Annotated in this window: 16 protein-coding genes and 1 pseudogene; 3 read left to right on the forward strand and 14 right to left on the reverse strand. The window is 46.1% G+C overall.

Translation table 11 applies throughout. The features are described 5' to 3' along the window. Positions 1-572 precede the first annotated feature (572 nt). The gene (locus V7051_RS02935; RefSeq protein WP_333873520.1) at positions 573-1,502 is read right to left on the reverse strand and encodes an IS3 family transposase; all 930 of its coding nucleotides are present in this window, start codon (positions 1,500-1,502) and stop codon (positions 573-575) included. Then, positions 1,439-1,747 (reverse strand): transposase, encoded by a 309-nt coding sequence (locus V7051_RS02940; RefSeq protein WP_333873396.1) that lies wholly within the window; start codon positions 1,745-1,747, stop codon positions 1,439-1,441. The genes V7051_RS02935 and V7051_RS02940 overlap by 64 nt, the downstream gene beginning before the upstream one ends. Before the next feature lie 64 nt (positions 1,748-1,811). Between V7051_RS02940 and V7051_RS02945 the strand changes: the two are divergent. Beyond that, positions 1,812-1,943, forward strand: a pseudogene (locus tag V7051_RS02945) (winged helix-turn-helix domain-containing protein); the annotation flags it as partial. 18 nt (positions 1,944-1,961) lie between these two features. On the opposite strand, the gene V7051_RS02950 reads toward V7051_RS02945, so the two are convergent. The 8 genes from V7051_RS02950 to V7051_RS02985 form a co-directional block, all read right to left on the reverse strand. Continuing rightward, on the reverse strand, positions 1,962-2,603 hold the full coding sequence (locus V7051_RS02950; protein WP_333873397.1) for a MarC family protein: 642 nt from the start codon (positions 2,601-2,603) through the stop codon (positions 1,962-1,964). Between the two features lie 2 nt (positions 2,604-2,605). Beyond that, positions 2,606-3,571 (reverse strand): 4-hydroxy-tetrahydrodipicolinate synthase, encoded by a 966-nt coding sequence (gene dapA, locus V7051_RS02955; protein WP_333873398.1) that lies wholly within the window; start codon positions 3,569-3,571, stop codon positions 2,606-2,608. Further along, positions 3,513-4,607, reverse strand: coding sequence for a sterol desaturase family protein (locus V7051_RS02960; protein ID WP_333873399.1), 1,095 nt, complete (start codon positions 4,605-4,607; stop codon positions 3,513-3,515). The genes dapA and V7051_RS02960 overlap by 59 nt, the downstream gene beginning before the upstream one ends. A gap of 136 nt (positions 4,608-4,743) precedes the next feature. Beyond that, positions 4,744-5,106, reverse strand: coding sequence for an IS110 family transposase (locus V7051_RS02965; protein ID WP_333873400.1), 363 nt, complete (start codon positions 5,104-5,106; stop codon positions 4,744-4,746). Positions 5,107-5,458: 352 nt separating this feature from the next. After that, on the reverse strand, positions 5,459-6,358 hold the full coding sequence (locus V7051_RS02970; protein ID WP_333873401.1) for an NAD(P)-dependent methylenetetrahydromethanopterin dehydrogenase: 900 nt from the start codon (positions 6,356-6,358) through the stop codon (positions 5,459-5,461). Between the two features lie 144 nt (positions 6,359-6,502). Then, positions 6,503-7,468 (reverse strand): magnesium/cobalt transporter CorA, encoded by a 966-nt coding sequence (corA, locus tag V7051_RS02975; protein ID WP_442919619.1) that lies wholly within the window; start codon positions 7,466-7,468, stop codon positions 6,503-6,505. 38 nt (positions 7,469-7,506) lie between these two features. Further along, complete coding sequence (locus tag V7051_RS02980) at positions 7,507-8,715, reverse strand: hypothetical protein (RefSeq protein WP_333873403.1); 1,209 nt, start codon at positions 8,713-8,715, stop codon at positions 7,507-7,509. A gap of 253 nt (positions 8,716-8,968) precedes the next feature. Next, the gene (locus V7051_RS02985; protein WP_333873404.1) at positions 8,969-9,241 is read right to left on the reverse strand and encodes a hypothetical protein; all 273 of its coding nucleotides are present in this window, start codon (positions 9,239-9,241) and stop codon (positions 8,969-8,971) included. A gap of 779 nt (positions 9,242-10,020) precedes the next feature. Between V7051_RS02985 and V7051_RS02990 the strand changes: the two genes are divergently transcribed. Then, entirely contained in the window at positions 10,021-10,284 is a 264-nt protein-coding gene (locus V7051_RS02990; protein WP_333873405.1) for a hypothetical protein, read from the forward strand. A gap of 117 nt (positions 10,285-10,401) precedes the next feature. After that, positions 10,402-11,139 carry a hypothetical protein gene (locus V7051_RS02995; RefSeq protein ID WP_333873406.1) on the forward strand — a complete coding sequence of 246 codons (738 nt, stop codon included), beginning with the start codon at positions 10,402-10,404 and terminating at the stop codon, positions 11,137-11,139. Positions 11,140-11,332: 193 nt separating this feature from the next. On the opposite strand, the gene V7051_RS03000 is transcribed toward V7051_RS02995, so the two are convergent. The 4 genes from V7051_RS03000 to V7051_RS03015 all read right to left on the reverse strand — a co-directional run bounded on the left by V7051_RS03000 (position 11,333) and on the right by V7051_RS03015 (position 15,704). Next, complete coding sequence (locus V7051_RS03000) at positions 11,333-12,211, reverse strand: hypothetical protein (protein ID WP_334181118.1); 879 nt, start codon at positions 12,209-12,211, stop codon at positions 11,333-11,335. Positions 12,212-12,604: 393 nt separating this feature from the next. Next, entirely contained in the window at positions 12,605-13,273 is a 669-nt protein-coding gene (locus tag V7051_RS03005; protein WP_333873408.1) for a hypothetical protein, read from the reverse strand. 352 nt (positions 13,274-13,625) lie between these two features. After that, positions 13,626-14,423 (reverse strand): hypothetical protein, encoded by a 798-nt coding sequence (locus V7051_RS03010; RefSeq protein WP_334181119.1) that lies wholly within the window; start codon positions 14,421-14,423, stop codon positions 13,626-13,628. A 495-nt stretch (positions 14,424-14,918) separates the two neighbouring features. Continuing rightward, a complete protein-coding gene (locus tag V7051_RS03015) occupies positions 14,919-15,704 on the reverse strand; it encodes a hypothetical protein (RefSeq protein WP_333873410.1) in 786 nt (261 codons plus the stop codon). Positions 15,705-15,906: the final 202 nt, after the last annotated feature.

Consider the following 15,906-nt stretch of genomic DNA (forward strand, 5'->3'; position numbering starts at 1 on the left):
TAGGCAAAACCGGTCATCAACCAATGGGTTACACGATATAAAAAACGCTATAAAAAAGTCGTAAAAATTATTGATTTTTTTCTGGCTAACATGAGCCGCCGTAGCTATCAAGCAAAGGTTCCTTGTTAATCAAGGGAAAGGATAATGTGTTTAAATGGAAAGATAAAAATGAGAAAAATATTTTTAGAGACAGTAACTTAGTCCATGCCCTTAATATCTAGTGAACTTAAGTTTCTAACTTGACGCATAAGCTCTACGTCTGATTCGGTCGATAAATACTGCGACTTACTCAAATAATCGCCTGACTGGATTCAAATCATAGCCATCAATTGTGCCGATAAGTGAAACGATCTGTTTCTTATTAGTAAACTCGCCTTTACGAAATCTTTATTTTGAAAAACTTACTATAAAGCCGTCGTTGACACCCTATTGAAGGATTTACCGATGGACATTTCCTACCTTGCTTTATCTCCGTTATTTCCTGTTTTGATTTGAACTCTGATGAAAGACTGTGAAGTTTTGAAGTATCACTCATGAGCATTTGTAATGGTCAACTAAAACAGGACACTTTCTTAAGCAGTCTTCCTATAGAATTCCCGCTCAAATTCCAGCAGGGACTGATAGCTTAGTTTTGAGTGCATGCGTTTACCATTATAAAAAGCCAAATAATCAATAATGCTCAGCTTTGCCGACTCTTTAGTCCTGAATTTTTCATAGTTAAGTTGCTCGTGCTTTAAGCTTCGGAAAAATCGCTCTGTCGGCGAATTGTCCCAGCAGTCACCTTTACGGCTCATACTTTGTTGCATCTTCATTATCCCCAAGTGCCCTCGGTATTCGTGGCTTGCGTATTGGCTGCCTCGATCAGAATGATGCTGTAGGCCAGGCTCTGGCTTTCTCCTCCAAAATGCCATCTGCAAGGCATTGACACATAGCGAAGTCCGCATATGATCGTCAATCGACCAGCCCACCACTTGCCTGGAAAACAAGTCGATAACTATCGCGGCATAGAGCCAACCCTCAAGCGTCCAGACGTAAGTAATGTCGGTCGTCCAGACCTTGTTGGGAGCAGTGACATCAAATTGCCTATTTAATAGGTTAGGGGAAATTGCATCATTATGATCGCTGTCGGTGGTGACTTTGAATCGTTTTGGATAGCGCGGTTTCAAGCCCAATTTGTTCATCAATTGTTTCGCTTTATAGCGTCCGACCTGAATATCTTCTTTTATGAAGGCTTCGGATAAACGGCGGGAACCATAAGTTTTCTTATTCTCCTCAAATAACTGAATTGCTTTAACTTCAAGCTGTTTTTGCAGAACTTTTTTATCAGTATCTTCAGGCGTTTTAGCCCACGCATAAAAGGCGCTGGTACTGACCAGCATGACTTTGCACAACACGGTAACGGGAAAAGTCTTCTGTTGCTCTCTAATAAATCCGTATTTTATTGGAGTTCTTGCGCAAAGAAGACTGCGGCCTTTTTTAATATTTCGCGCTCCATCCGCAATTGTTCAACTTCTTTACGTAAGCGCATTAATTCCGACTGGTCAGTTAAGTTCAGAATATTCTTCTTAGTTGGAGATACCGTTGGCCCTTTTTCGGCTCTTACCCAACGTCCAATAGCGCCCAGCGATACGCCTAAATTATCCGCTGCTTGCTTGTGCGTATAGCCTTTTTCGTTAACCAACTTTGCCGCATCTTGTTTAAATTCAAGAGTGTATTTGGAACGTTTATGTTTATTTTGTTCGTTCATTTTTCACCTCTGTTGACATTATAAATCTGTCTTTAGAAGTGTCCGGTTTAATTAGACCATTTCAGTCGAACATAGTCACTACTTGAGGATTTACATGGGACAGCTGCGCCACAAGATAGAGGCCGATCCGACCAGGCCACACTATTTATTGACTGAAGCGGGGGTGGGGTATCGTCTTAACACTGAAGAAAATTAGCTTGATAGAATGTGCCGGTCACGGAGCTTGCCCCAGCATAGGAAAAACAGCCGCCAAGCCTTTAGTAATAAATTCCACCGCGATGGATAAAATAATCAAACCGAATACGCGCGTGATCACATTCATGCCGGTTGTACCCAACCAATCGGCAATTTTTTCCGCCATCAGCAAACAGATCAACACTAGCGACGCCACCGTAGTAATAACGCAACTGGCCAGAAAATCATGGTTCCAGGACGGATTCAGGTTATGGTAAACAATCACGCTACTCATCGCGCCGGGACCGCTGAGCAGCGGAATTGCCATCGGCACCACGGCGATGGATGCTTTATCGACCGACTCGGCCCGTTCTTCAGGCGTGTTCCGGGAGCGGTCATGCGAAGCCTTGAGCATCGAAATCCCCATTAACAAAATGACAATACCGCCCGCAATCTGGAACGAGGGAATACCGATACCGAATAACTCCAGCATAGACTTGCCGCCGAACAATGAAAACATCAGCACGGCACCCACCGACATTGCGCAAACCCAGGCGATATGCCGCCGCTCCTCGGAACTTCGATGCTCGGTCAGGCTGATGAATAACGGGATCGCGCCGATAGGGTCCACCACCGACAGCAACCCCGCCAGCAATTTGATGAATTCGTCTAACTCCGTCATCGTTATTCCGTGGCAGTGTCAACAATTTTACTTAGGACTTCATCGTAAGGGATATGATGCCCGGAAAGCTTGGCAAGCATCATCTGTAGCTCATGAACAAGCGCTTCCGCTTTGTCCTCCGATAAATCCACCAAGGGTTTTCGGCATGAGCCTACTTTCATACCGGTACGGTTCATGATCGATTTAATGGGCGCCGGATTTGAACCCGATTTTAGCAAGGCGCGGCAAAAACCATGAATAGCATGCATGATAGTCCTGGACTGATTCAAATCCGAGCGCATGAAACTGGCGACCAGTTCGTCCATCACCCGCGGCATAATGTTGGCCGCCACCGAAATCACACCGACTCCTCCCACCGAAAGAATGGGCAAGATCAGCGAATCATCGCCGGAAAATACCGAGAAAGGCCGGTCAAGTTGGGCAGACCGGTAAATAACTTCGGTAATTTGATCAAGATCGCTGTTAGATGCTTTTAGCCCGGCTATGGACGGACATTTTTCGCACAGCTCGATAATCAGGTCGGCGCCAAGATCGATACCGGTTCGGCTGGGTATGTTATATAGAATCAGCGGTATGCCCACTTTGTCCAGTTCCTGAAAATGCGCGAGTATGCCTTCCGGACTGGGCCTGTTGTAATAAGGCGTTACCACCAGGCAGGCATCGGCGCCCAGTTCGGCCGCACGCTCGGTCAATCTAAGCGCCTCCCGCGTGCTGTTCGAGCCGGTTCCGGGAATAACTTTGAGCGTTGTATCCCGGGCCGCCTCGATCGTTGTCGACAGGACAGCGTTCCATTCCTCTTTTAGCAAGGTCGGCGATTCGCCGGTTGTTCCGCAAGGTACAACCGCTGCGGTTTTGCTGTCGGCGTGCAGCTTGACCAGTCCGGCGAGTTTTTCCCTGTCGACGGATTGTTCAGCATCGTCGGTAAAGGGGGTAATAAGCGCTGCTATAGAACCTTTCAATAATTTCATGGTATTTTCCATTCCGGATAAACGGTATTGATGAAACCGCAAGTGCATAAGATTCAAATGGTTGCGGCCGCCTGCCCGGCCGGTCGCCATAAACCATCCTGATGATTTCCCTTTTTGCTTCCAGCCAGTCGCGAAGCTCATTTCCAGGCGCAAACGCGCGTTTTTCGGCTTTGTAATAGGCCGCTTCGGCAATCATCGCTTCCAGCTCGCATGCCGGTACCGACGCTGGATTTGCCGGGGTAAAGCCGAACTTTACCAAGCCGAAAACGGTTTGCGGCGAGCTGTTTTTAATACCTATTTCCAGAGGCTCCCGTTCTGCGAATGTGCAGAACAAACGATCCCATATTGAGAAAACCGCGCCGTAGTTGGTGTCATGCTCGTTGCGTTCCGTCGAATGGTGCGTGCGGTGCAAATAGGGCGTGATAAAAACCTGTCCCAAACGCTTCTCACCGCGAAATGAAATATTGCTGTGATGGAACATGACGAACAAGGTCAATAGGATTTCATTAGTAACTACCATTGTTTTATCTACGCCGAGCAGAACAACGTAAGCCGATTTCAGTACGGTAATGATCATCAGCTCGACACTATGCAACCGAAATGCGGTCGAGACATTTAAATAAGGATCGTTATGATGCACTTTATGGAACATCCACAGGCTATCAAAACTGTGGCTAATCCTGTGCCAGCCATAGAGTAGCAAATCGAGCAATACAAATGACAGCAGGACTTTCCAGGCTGGATTGTCGATATAACTCAGCAGCCCCCAGCCTGAATAGCGGTCGGCCACCATCAACAAAGGCGCCAGCGTCGCCGAGATAATAAAACTGTTAAAAATAAACAGGCCCGCATTGGTTTGATAAGACTGACGCAACTGTTCAACAGGTAATCTGCGTTTGGGAAAGCTAAACTCAAGGGCCGACAGTACGACAAAAGCAATCAGCAGGATAAATGTCGCCAAGTCTCCCAAGATGCTTGAGAACCCTGTTAAATTGGCTTCAACAAAGGTGATCAGTGACGTTATTTCGCTAAACATTGTATTTTTCCTTGCTACAAAACTGCGCGAACTTTGGTGCCAGTAAGCGCAGTGACCAATATTTCATCATGATTCGCCAAAGAACCGGGCAATTGGCATCGGCTCTTGGGTAATCGAAGCTTCAGAACAGTGCCGCTTAGATCATGCGTTCAGCACAATCGGCAAGTATCTCCGCTTCAAAGGAGGTGGCTTTAGAATTTCTGATGATGCTTTTCGGCAAACAGGTTTGGTACTGTTTAAAGCCTGCCGGAGAAATAAATACGACCTCAATACCGGGAATGACACACAGATATTTCAAAAGACCCAATGCAACACAGCCGGTCGATTTAATATAAATTCTCGGCTTCTCACATCGGCTTTTTATGAACTTCGAAAGCTGATCAAGTCCATCCACCGTATTTTTGAATCGCCGTATAAATACGGTTGCTCCCTCGCTACGCTGAACGAGCAGCCATGAATTTTCATCATTATCAAGACCAAAATAGGTTTGAAGTGTCATGGAATGTTTTTCACCTTGTTGTTAAGACGGGATCTATCTTATTTAATCCCCTATAAAATTTACCTAAAGCGTTAGGGTGAACATATAAAGATTTTATAAAAATAGACGAGAGGCGGGCGTAAGGAAATGGATATTTTGATCGCTTGAAAGATAATGCGCTGAATTTGGGGCAGGCCTGAAAGATCGATTCTTGTCAGAAAATGTTATGGCTTGACCGCTGGCCACGCGAATCAATTTCTTCGACAGGCTCAGGACGAACGGTAAGCTGTTGATTCCGTTCGTGGTAAGCTTGTCGAACCATGAACGGAATCGATTTGTTCAGCGCGTCCCTAAGAGACCAATCCGATAATTTTTACGCCTGCTTCTCAAGCAAAGACAACGCAAATGCATAAGCTTCGGGGAAATCAATCAGCGCCGCTTTACTTGATTTTTGGATTTCTTCAAACAAACCGAATTGCGTTTTATATTTCAGGTTGCCGATAGCCAGAGGCCCGATACTGCGGAAGCTGCCGTGAGCATATTCGACAGACGCGCCCATATCATGCAAACCTATCCCCAATACCCCGCTGGGAGGCACAGCATTGGTATCCGCCGCCGCCAGCAAGTTTTTGGCATTGTTCAATGAGCCTTCCAAAATACGCACGCCGGCTCTTGCCGCACAAATAATGACTTCGGCATCGCCCACTTCGTCCGTTTTTTCTTTGTTAGTCTGGGCCGAAACCCATTCGACATCGGTCTCATAACGCTGGCAAAAATTTTCCGCGGCCCGTCTGTCATCATCGGCAAGCAACTGGCACAGTTTGACGCTTGCACCCTGTTTGGCGGCAAGAATTGCAGTACAAATACCGACCGGCCCGGTGCCGAACACCGCAATCTTGCGTCCGTTTAAATCCATGCTGTGATGTTCTTTAAGAACCTTGGCAACCAGCGCGACTACACTCGCTGAGGTGGTATAAGCGCCGTTGGGATCGGCAAATACACCGACTTGAAAAGGATCGACCATCGCCTTTTTGGCGCTCTGAAACATATCTGTCGCCATATGAACGTCGCGTCCGCCGATAAAGATACCGGTGTCGTTGAAACGTTTCGGTGGGCGACAGAAAATGGCATCCTGAACGACGGCCGCTACATTCTTAGCTTCAATTTTAGTCAGCGGCACCACCATATCAAAACCGGCATCGGCGGCGAGCGTCACATCAAATGGGCTGATGTTTTCACCTGGCGTCAAAAAGTACAGGATTCGTTTTGTCATGAATATTCTCTTATGATTATTGTTAGATGTTTGAATACGAGGCAAGGACTCTCTCCCTACCAAAATGACCCGCTTCGCTCAACGCGGAGCAAGGATAATGCTGTCCATGGTGATAGTCTAAGGCATCGTGGCTATATTTTAAAATTACAGCCATCCTGCCCTTTTAAGGCGCAAATACAGCAGCAGACTGCACAACGCCACGCCGCCGATCACTACCGGATAGCTGTATTCCCAATTCAGTTCCGGCATGTATTTAAAATTCATGCCATACCAGCTGAAGACCATGGTCGGTATCGCCAGGATCGCCCCCCAACCGGCCAAGCCTTTGACGACTTCGTTCTGCCGCACCGATTCGAAAGTCAGGTGAACCTGCATCGCTGCGACCAACATTTCGCGCATGCCGTGAATCGCCTGATCGATACGTTTGATGTGATCGGCAATATCGCGAAAATACACGCCGACATCTTTGGGAATAACGCCGCTGTGAAAGCGCATCAGCTCGTTGCAAATATCGATGACCGGATTAATCGCGCTTTCCAACTGCAATAACTCGCGCTTTAGCTCGTAAAGGCCTTCTATGGTTTGCCGACTGGGCCGGTATTGAAAAATCGCCTCCTCCAGCACATCGAACCGTTTCTGTAGACCGTCGATAACCGGCACATAGTTATCGACGATAAAATCCATGACCGAATACAACGCAAATCCAGGCCCTTTGGCCAGTTGCTGCGGCATAGCCTCGCAACGCTCTCTGATTTTGCTGTGGCTGCGCGAAGCGCCGTGCCTGACCGTCACCATAAAGCGCGGCCCCAGGAAAATATGGGTTTCGCCAAACTCGACCTGGTTTTCCGCAAGATGGGCGGTGTGCAACACCATGAACAGCGAGTCGCCGTACTCCTCGATTTTCGGGCGCTGATGCGCTGCGCAGGCATCTTCGATAGCCAAATCATGCAGTCCGAATTCCTCCTGGATTTTGGCTAACAGTTCGCTGTTTGCCTCGCGCAAACCCAGCCAGACAAAGGTATTTTCCCGTTTCAGCACCTCGCTGATGTCTTCGATGGTCACATCGCCGATACTGACGCCGTTTTGATAGGCCACGCATTTCATGACCATGCTGTTGTCGATTTGCCCAGTCAAAAGTTTCTCCTGTGTTATTTAGCAATGGTAATAGACGGCGCGCCTTGCTGCGCCAAGTCGGTCATGGTCATTTGAAAAATCTGGCATAACAACCGAAAACCTTCGCGGTTCCATTGGTAGCCGATTTCATCCTTGAGCGCGTAATGCCAGTCGCCAAACTGTACGCTGATATCGGCGGCCGGTTCGCTATCGCTAACCAGCAAAGCCATGGTGTTCACCGGATTCTCGCTGACGTTAGGCGTTTGCGGGTGCTTGGCGACGGTATATTCCGGCTCGTCACTGATGGACTGACCGATAAAATTCAGCACATTATGAAAGCTGCGCAAGCGAAAAACCCCGTGTATCGGCCATTCGCCGCCCGGATAACCGGGCCGGATATCGACATTGACATCATTAACTGCACCTTGATCGGCTTCTTCCTGCAAATGCATCCGCTCCTCGTTGCTTAGCGTCGTCGGGTCGTAATTGGTCAACAGGATATGCCCGGTCACCCGCTTACTTAATGTAACCATCTTGCTCTCAACCTGATATTCGACCTTGAATTCTTTTTGCAGCGCAGCCACTTGTTCCGCCGTCAACGAGTCGGCCGGCACGGTCCAATGCTGATCAAACATCAACGGCTCGACAAACAGCTTGTGTCTGTCCTGGATAGCCGATAAATGCAGTACGGCTTGCCGAAACAACCGGTAGCCTTCGGCATCGGCGGGTCTATTTAGATAGACGCCGCTCTGGCCGTTGCTGTAAATCCGCAACTCACCGGCCAACAGGCGCAGAATCAAGTCCACATCAGCGCCCTGCCGCAACAGCATGGTCAATTTGTTTTCCTGAAATGGCGTTAACAACCGGCGGGTAAATTCCTCGCCCTCAATGGGCACGATGCTGATAGTCGGATTCTCAGACATCGTGCCGCCAAACACCGGCGTCAGTAACGAGCCGGTTTCACCGGTAAACGCAGGTGTCGCCCCGGCATTGAATTGAAAATTAAACGTCGCGGCAATATTGGAAACGCCGGTGAAATGCATGGGCTGATGCTGATGGGAACGGGCAATATTTAACAGCAGTTGTTTGGACAGAATATCAGCGGTGGCCTTGTCGTACTCGATTACCGCGCGATCCAACGCCAAGGGTGAAAAACAGCCTTGCAGGCCGCATAAAGCCAGTATCGTCAGCCGTCTTGCAACGGTCTTGGTTAGCACTACCGACTGGTAGAGATTAAAAATCATGTCGTTCCATTGAATTTGGCAAAAATTAAGTTTGCATTCTACAGGCAGTAAAACTCAATTAGATTTTAATTGTTGCCGATGTCCTTCGCTACCTCGTCGCATCAATCGATGCTGACATTAAAGTTCTATAGCCAACTACTAATCAACGTATAAATTTTATCCGCTTAATTTAGTGCGTTATTTGATTGAATATCAAGTCGCCGTTCGGTATCAGGTACGGATAGAACGTCTATGGCTCAACAGCACCGATCTGTCAGGATGAAGCATCGAGCAACTTCTGCTCACGGATGATTTTCCCGGTTTCCAGGCTACACTGCACAAGCCACTCCGAACCGCCACGCGCCTGTATCTCAAAGCGCACCCAGAAATCTCCGTAGCGATGTAATATTTGTTGTTTGGCAATCACTCCGGGATGCCGAAGCAATCCTTCTCGTTGGCAAAATCCGATGTAAACCTTACTTGAAGGTAGCGGATAGCGATCGATAGTGTTCGCATTCGCGCCGGCGGCCTCCTTATCTGTATCCAATCCCGATAGCGTATCCACTGAATGAAATGTGTTTGAAAATGCAGCCCGAACCGTAAAAGCTCGATACCATGATCAAAAGAACTTTAATAAATTTGATATTCATAAAAGCGCCTCGTAACAACTTGCAAGGAAAACGCTTGAGTTAATTCCGGCAACCGGTGTTTTATTGGTTTTTAAAAACAGCCGCTTAGGTGAAACCGGCCATCAAAAAATTAGTTACATGTTAATAAAAATGCCTTAAGAAAGCCGTAAAGATTAAGTTCAATTTTATAAAGAAAATATAAATTTTGGGAATCAAAACGCGTTAGCGCAGCCAATGGCAGGATGTACATCTGGGCGAAAAATCAGGGTTTCCGGAAGGGTTCAGGTTATGGCAGGCAGTCTGAAACAATGGAATGACTATTTATGTTAGGCCAGCATATGCAGCCCTCACCTTGCTATGCTTCGCTTGTCGCACGGGGTCCTCGCTAGCGTCTAAAGACTGTTACCGTAACGATACTTACCTTAAAGTCGGTAAGGCATTATTGTTTAACGCGAGATTGACAGCAGCGCGAACGATTAGACAAAAATCATTTCAGGTTGACTCGTCGCAACTCAAAGTCTTACGAATCACCACCATGTGAGGAATGAACCCGAATCTACCGCAGGTCAATCGAGTCTGACCCATTGCACCTTATTGATTTGCTGGATTCTTGTTTTTATTGAAATTGACATGGGTGTTCCGTATTTCAGAATGTGGCTTTTAAATGGCCGCTCATAACACTCAGTGAGGAACAGAAATGGTAACAAGTGTAATAGTAAACATAGTTGGCGGAACCGATGCTCAAAATACCACTGCGGTGACAATCGGCGATGTCAGGTGGGGGCTAAACGGCACGGCTAACTTTGGTACGGCACAAAATGTAGCTGATGGGAACTCATTATTAACTGTCTACAAGACAACCCAACCTACCCAAATAGCAATAACGGTGGAAGCAAGGGGTTATCCTACGACACTCAATATCACAGTCAATGCCGATACCATAAGCGTACAAACAGCATAAGCTCAAATTAGCAAAATGGCAGAGTTGTACCCGCCACCTTTCCCGCTCCACCAGGCCTGTGGTTTCGTATCTGGTGCTTGTTTCATTAAATATTAAAACTTTTTAGAGGCTTAAATTATGGCTGGCAATACTGACAACATACACGGATGGAATCCGCTTTATCGCGATAGGGATCCGTATCCGCTACCAGGCAACAATTTCGATTCATTTTTGTTTAACTATGGTCGCCCGGGTAATTTTAATTACCGACTGGTGGAGGGAACTAATGTATTAGATCATCAAGGTCACATCGTTCCTCAAAACATACTCAATATCGTGTTGGATCCTTTAATGATTGCAATGTCAGAAGCATGTAACAATGCTGGAGACGTGGTTAATTTTATTAACAACCAAATCCCTCCTCGGCCTTGGCTTCAACAGGTCCTGAATTATGTAAATGCTCTTCAAGCTCTTCCTATTGCCGCACCGGAAGCCGCCTTTTTTGATTGGGGGACGCCAGTTATACTCAATGATGCGGCTAATGCGGAAACGAGAGTCGGGGGCTTTTTCTCAATCATGACCTGGAATCCCGTTAATATCTGTAGAGCGCCTGTAGATGCCCAACGAGGCAACTATCCCGGTAATGCAGTTGACGTACAGGTATTCACTTATTTGGATGCGAATAATTTAGCCGACCCAGCGTGTCTGATAGCCATACAGAACGTCATAAATAATCCGAATAATGCTGCCGTAATAGAAGCTTTCCTAAGTGCATGTTCTGCGACGCTTGCGGCTCAACTCATTGCCGGTGCGGGCTTTTATGCGTTTCCATGGCAAGTAAATCCTTTAGCACCCGGCGTACTAATACCTGCGTAATAATCTTCGCTTCCTGTCGCTGTATTTTGAGTTCATCAACGGATTTGATAGTGGGTCGAGGCGAGAGCTGAAACCCACAACCATCATCACAAATACGCTGGGTTTTGCGTTGTCCCGGCTAATCTTTGTCTTTCCGATCAGTGCCGCTTGCACTGATGAGTTGAATCTAAGCGTTATTAGGCAGATGTGGGTGTTATTCGATTAGCCACGGAGTCAGGTTCTCATTTGCTGGAATCTGTTGTGCCCAGGCATAGTTGCCCCAGTCCCAGCCCAGATTCACGTCGTATGTGACCGTACACGAGGGCATCGCGCTAAAATCTATGATTATCCCCGGCCCATTAGCTCCGGCAAGAGCAGTACTATCTGCGCTATCTACGACTACCGTACCGTTATTTGTCTTTGCCGTAGAGAACATCAGAAGAATTTTATTAAGAGGTCGTATTTCCTGGAGATTTAATCCATTCAATGGAAAGGCGCAATAGGGTACAAAAGCCGAAGGATTTCCATTGATAGTTTGTTCCTGCATTATGCCGCAGGTAAATTCTGTTGTCGTTTGGTTGGCAATAGAGACATCGCTAGGATTTCCCATGTTGACAACCGCCCCAACCCCTCCATCAATAACTTGCAATGTTTGTCCGCACAAAATATCCGTTGAAAAGCCGACGGTTATTTGCTCCCCCGACACGATAGGACTGCTGGAGGTGTAAACTCGATACGTATCAGAACAACTGACGACAGTTGTCGTTGAATAGCTTTGCGTATCAAACCATACCAACGGCCTACCCGCTTTGTCCGTACTTTGTACTGCTTTATATCCGTATAAAATGTATTGGCCTGCGAGTAGCTTTTGAATGGTATCCGCATTCATATTTATAGTAATCGTCGCATTATATGCCGGGCTCGACATGGCACGTACTGCTGGACTGAAATCGAGTAGTCCCCAGAAGAGATAAGGCTGAGAGTTAACACGCAACGTTTTTTGCGTTGCTAAAATGCAAAGCTTTACGAAATCGCGGCGGGTTAATTGGTCGTCAGTTTTGTGGAAGCCGGACGACTGGGGCGTCGTAAGCATTAACGGCTGCGTGGTTTTTAACGGGGTTGTCCAACACAAGCTTTTACAAAAACAGCGGTTCCCTCCTGCCGCCACAGCACTCGCCGTATCCGCACATATCCGCCAAGCCAGGTTGTACAACCGTTTGATGTAACGCATTAAAAATAAATCAAATAATGCGCCAGCCGATTACAACTTACGCAGAGAAAGTTATGGACATGTATTTTGCGCGATAAAACCGAATAAGGAAACCCCCTCATGGCGACGTACGCTATGAGGGGGTAGAGGAGCAAAATCAATCGAACTGGATTTGTACCAGACTCAATTTCTTACTTCAACATAGCCGACCGACACACATGATTCTCTTCAATATTTATACGAAATATTAAAGAGATTTTTTGCGTAACCGGTCTACTATGATTGGATGAGCAATGGAGACATTGATGCGTTAGCCGTAACTGACTGCGCCCATGAATATCCGCCCCACGACCAACCTGCGTTAAGATCATATGCCACATTTACGTTATTATTAGCCGTCAGATCGATAAAAATACCGGGGCTGTAAGCTTTTTGGATTACCGTTCCGGTGTTGATCTGATTAGAGGAGAACATAAGTAAAATTTTCTCGATGGGCGCTATAACATCCATGTTGCCGCCATACAGCGGAAATGCACAGAGCGGATTCATCGAACCGTCAGTCGCTGTTTGTGAAATACCGCATGTGTATTGGGTTGTTGTTTGGTTTAAAATTGAAATGGCTAAATCAGTGCCGTCATTAACCACGGTACCTATCCCGCCCGTAGCAACATTCATGGTTTGACCAAGGTTAATATTGTTAGAGTTGCTTGCTATGATTTGGCCATTTGCAATGATACTGCTGTTAGACGTGTAGGCTTGATACTGTTCCTGCCAGGAAACGGCAGTGGTGGTTGAATAATTTAACGTTTTAAACCAAACGAGCGGCGCGCCCCCCGATTGAGTAGTTTGTACTGCCTTGAAGCCATATAGATTGAAATTGCCGTTTATAAGATTTGTAACGGTACTTGCACTCATAGTGATTGTGACGCCGTATGGTGTTGCCATTGTTATCTCCAAAATTAAAGTTGAGTTTTTTACTTCATTAATGTCGCTAATATTCACTGGTGGCTGGCAAGTGCTCAAGGTCAGCCCAATATAACGGCAAAGTAAATGTAAATAAATTTGCAAGCTAAGCAGGATCGGTATGTGTTTATTTTCAAGCTATCCAGGTCAACTTACTGTGTGTGACATCGTTACCGGTATTCAGTAATTAAGATCACACGGCTAAACAATAAAGCCTTAGCGACTCTAACATAAGTATCGTTACAGTAACATTTAATATCAGCGGCTTAATAAATGAATCTTTATGTTACAGGCCCTCTATGCATAAGACGGCTTAGTTTGAACGAAGATGCCGTTACTCGTGCCCGAAGAAGCTCTTTAATGAGCCGCAAATAGATGAGGCAAGCTCTTCCTGAAGCGTAATCGCAAAAAAAGCATCTCGATCAAATTGTTCTGACCAAGTAATGCAACCCACCGAAACATCTACCACGCGAATTGAGGCTCTAATGCTTTCTGCGTCGATTTGTACGCTTCCTTCAAGTCGATGGTTTGCTCCAGCGTTGGAAACATTTTTTAATGTCCGGCTTTCAGTATCGGTATCGCCTGACGTGAAAAAAGAATGCGGTACAATTATCTTCCCAAATGCTTTAAATAACTGATGCATAAGTTCCTCATTCAAGCCTTGCGTGAAATGGACGTTATCTCCATGATACGAAATACATTTAAAGGGATGGATTACCAACATGCAGCACTGCTTGAAATCAATATCCACCGCATTCATAGCCCTGATAACCGGCATGTAACTACCTATTGGGATGGATATTTCGATGCCTGAACCAGACCCCAACGTCGCATAATAAACTTTAAGCTTTTCACGCAATCGGCCGACCTGAACCCGGACTACAGGATCTTCACTGACACTATAAGCAGCCGGATCTCTATCAAAAACCTCTATGCCGATAGCATATTCACTGGTGTCGCGCACAGCCCCGGAGATTGCCTTCTCGACAAGAAAGCTCAACAAACGACACATGCGTGGCGCATTAATAAACACACTGCTTGCCAAAATCGTCTCAAGAGCGGTCCGAACCTCACCCGCAGGAATGGCATTGACATCATTCTTCCCGTTTTTCATTGCAGTCATGATGCTCATTACCGGCCCATCACGTTTATGAAATGCAGACCTAATCGTGCTTTTATACTTCTAAATACGATACTCATAATTAGTGCATTTAATAATTATCTAAAATTTTGGATTCATTTGAGCCAGCCATTAAATCTGACATGCTGTTTTAAAAAAACAGCCTACTTTTCATGAATATTGATGTAATAAAAAATAAGCTGGGGTTATTACCCCAGCTTATTTAAGAGGCGTATAAGTAAATATCATCATTTCAAGTAAATACACGCAATCTGCGCATAAGAAAATAGAATTTATCTCGTTATTTACAATAACTTACTATAAATAATAAGCTCAACAACATTAGTAATTAAAATCACGCGCCAAACAATAACGCTATAATGGCGTCTAACGTAAGTATCGTTACGGTAACGCTCTATCAGTGTTACCGTAACATCACCGCGTAAACGGTTTGATCAAGCTTGATGAGGCTGCGTGACTTTGAAATACAATGCCCGCGAGACACCGTTACTGGTGACAAAAAAAACGCTTTAATGCCCTGCAAATAGATAAGGCAAGTTCTTCCTGATGTGAAATGGCAAAAAAAACACGTCGATCAAATTGTTCTGTCCAAGCTATGCACCCAGCTGAAACATCAATCAAACGAATTGAAGCTCGAAGATGTTCTTCGTCAATTTGGATGCTTCCTTCGAGTAAGTGCTTTACGCCGGCACCGTAAATATCTTTTAAAATCCAGCTTTCATAGTCGGCATCGCCGGATGTGACAAATGAATATGTTACAATTATTTTCCCAAATGCTTTAAATAACTGATGCATAAGTTCCTCATTCAAACCTTGCGTGAAATTTACGGCATCCTGATGATGCGAAATACATTTAAATGGGTGGATTGCCAATATGCCGGATTGCTTGGGAGCGATATCCAGAACACTTTTGCGTTGAATAACCGGCATGTAACTGCCTATCGGAATAGATATTTCGATGCTGGAGTCGGCTCCCAAGATTGCATAATAAACTTTAAGCTTTTTGCGCAAACGACCAACCTGAACCCGGACAACAGGATCTTCACTGGTGCTATAAGCAGATGGATCGTGGTCAAAGACCTCTATGCCAATAGCATATTCGCTGGTATCCCGGACAGCGCCGGAGATCGCCTTCTCGACCAAAAAGCGCAACAAACGGCACATGCGCGGGGCATTAATAAATACCCTACTTGCCAAAATCGTCTCAAGAGCTGCTTGAACCTGGTCCGCTGGAATAGCGGCATCATCCGCCTCTTTCTTCATCGAGGTCATGATGTTCGTTCCTACAACCCATCACGCTTATCACATGCTACCCGGACAGCGTATTCTGCGGAATGAAATGCATCCTTTAAGTCATTTGCTTGCATGAATACTGAAATCGCCAAAACGGCAGCAGTTAACCGGGTAAACACCCTGTTCCACAAATCGATGAAAACACGAATGCGGCCAGTCGGCAATCCTCGCCGTAACCAGC

It is taken from the genome of Methylobacter sp. (assembly GCF_036845245.1).
Classification (GTDB): domain Bacteria; phylum Pseudomonadota; class Gammaproteobacteria; order Methylococcales; family Methylomonadaceae; genus Methylobacter_A.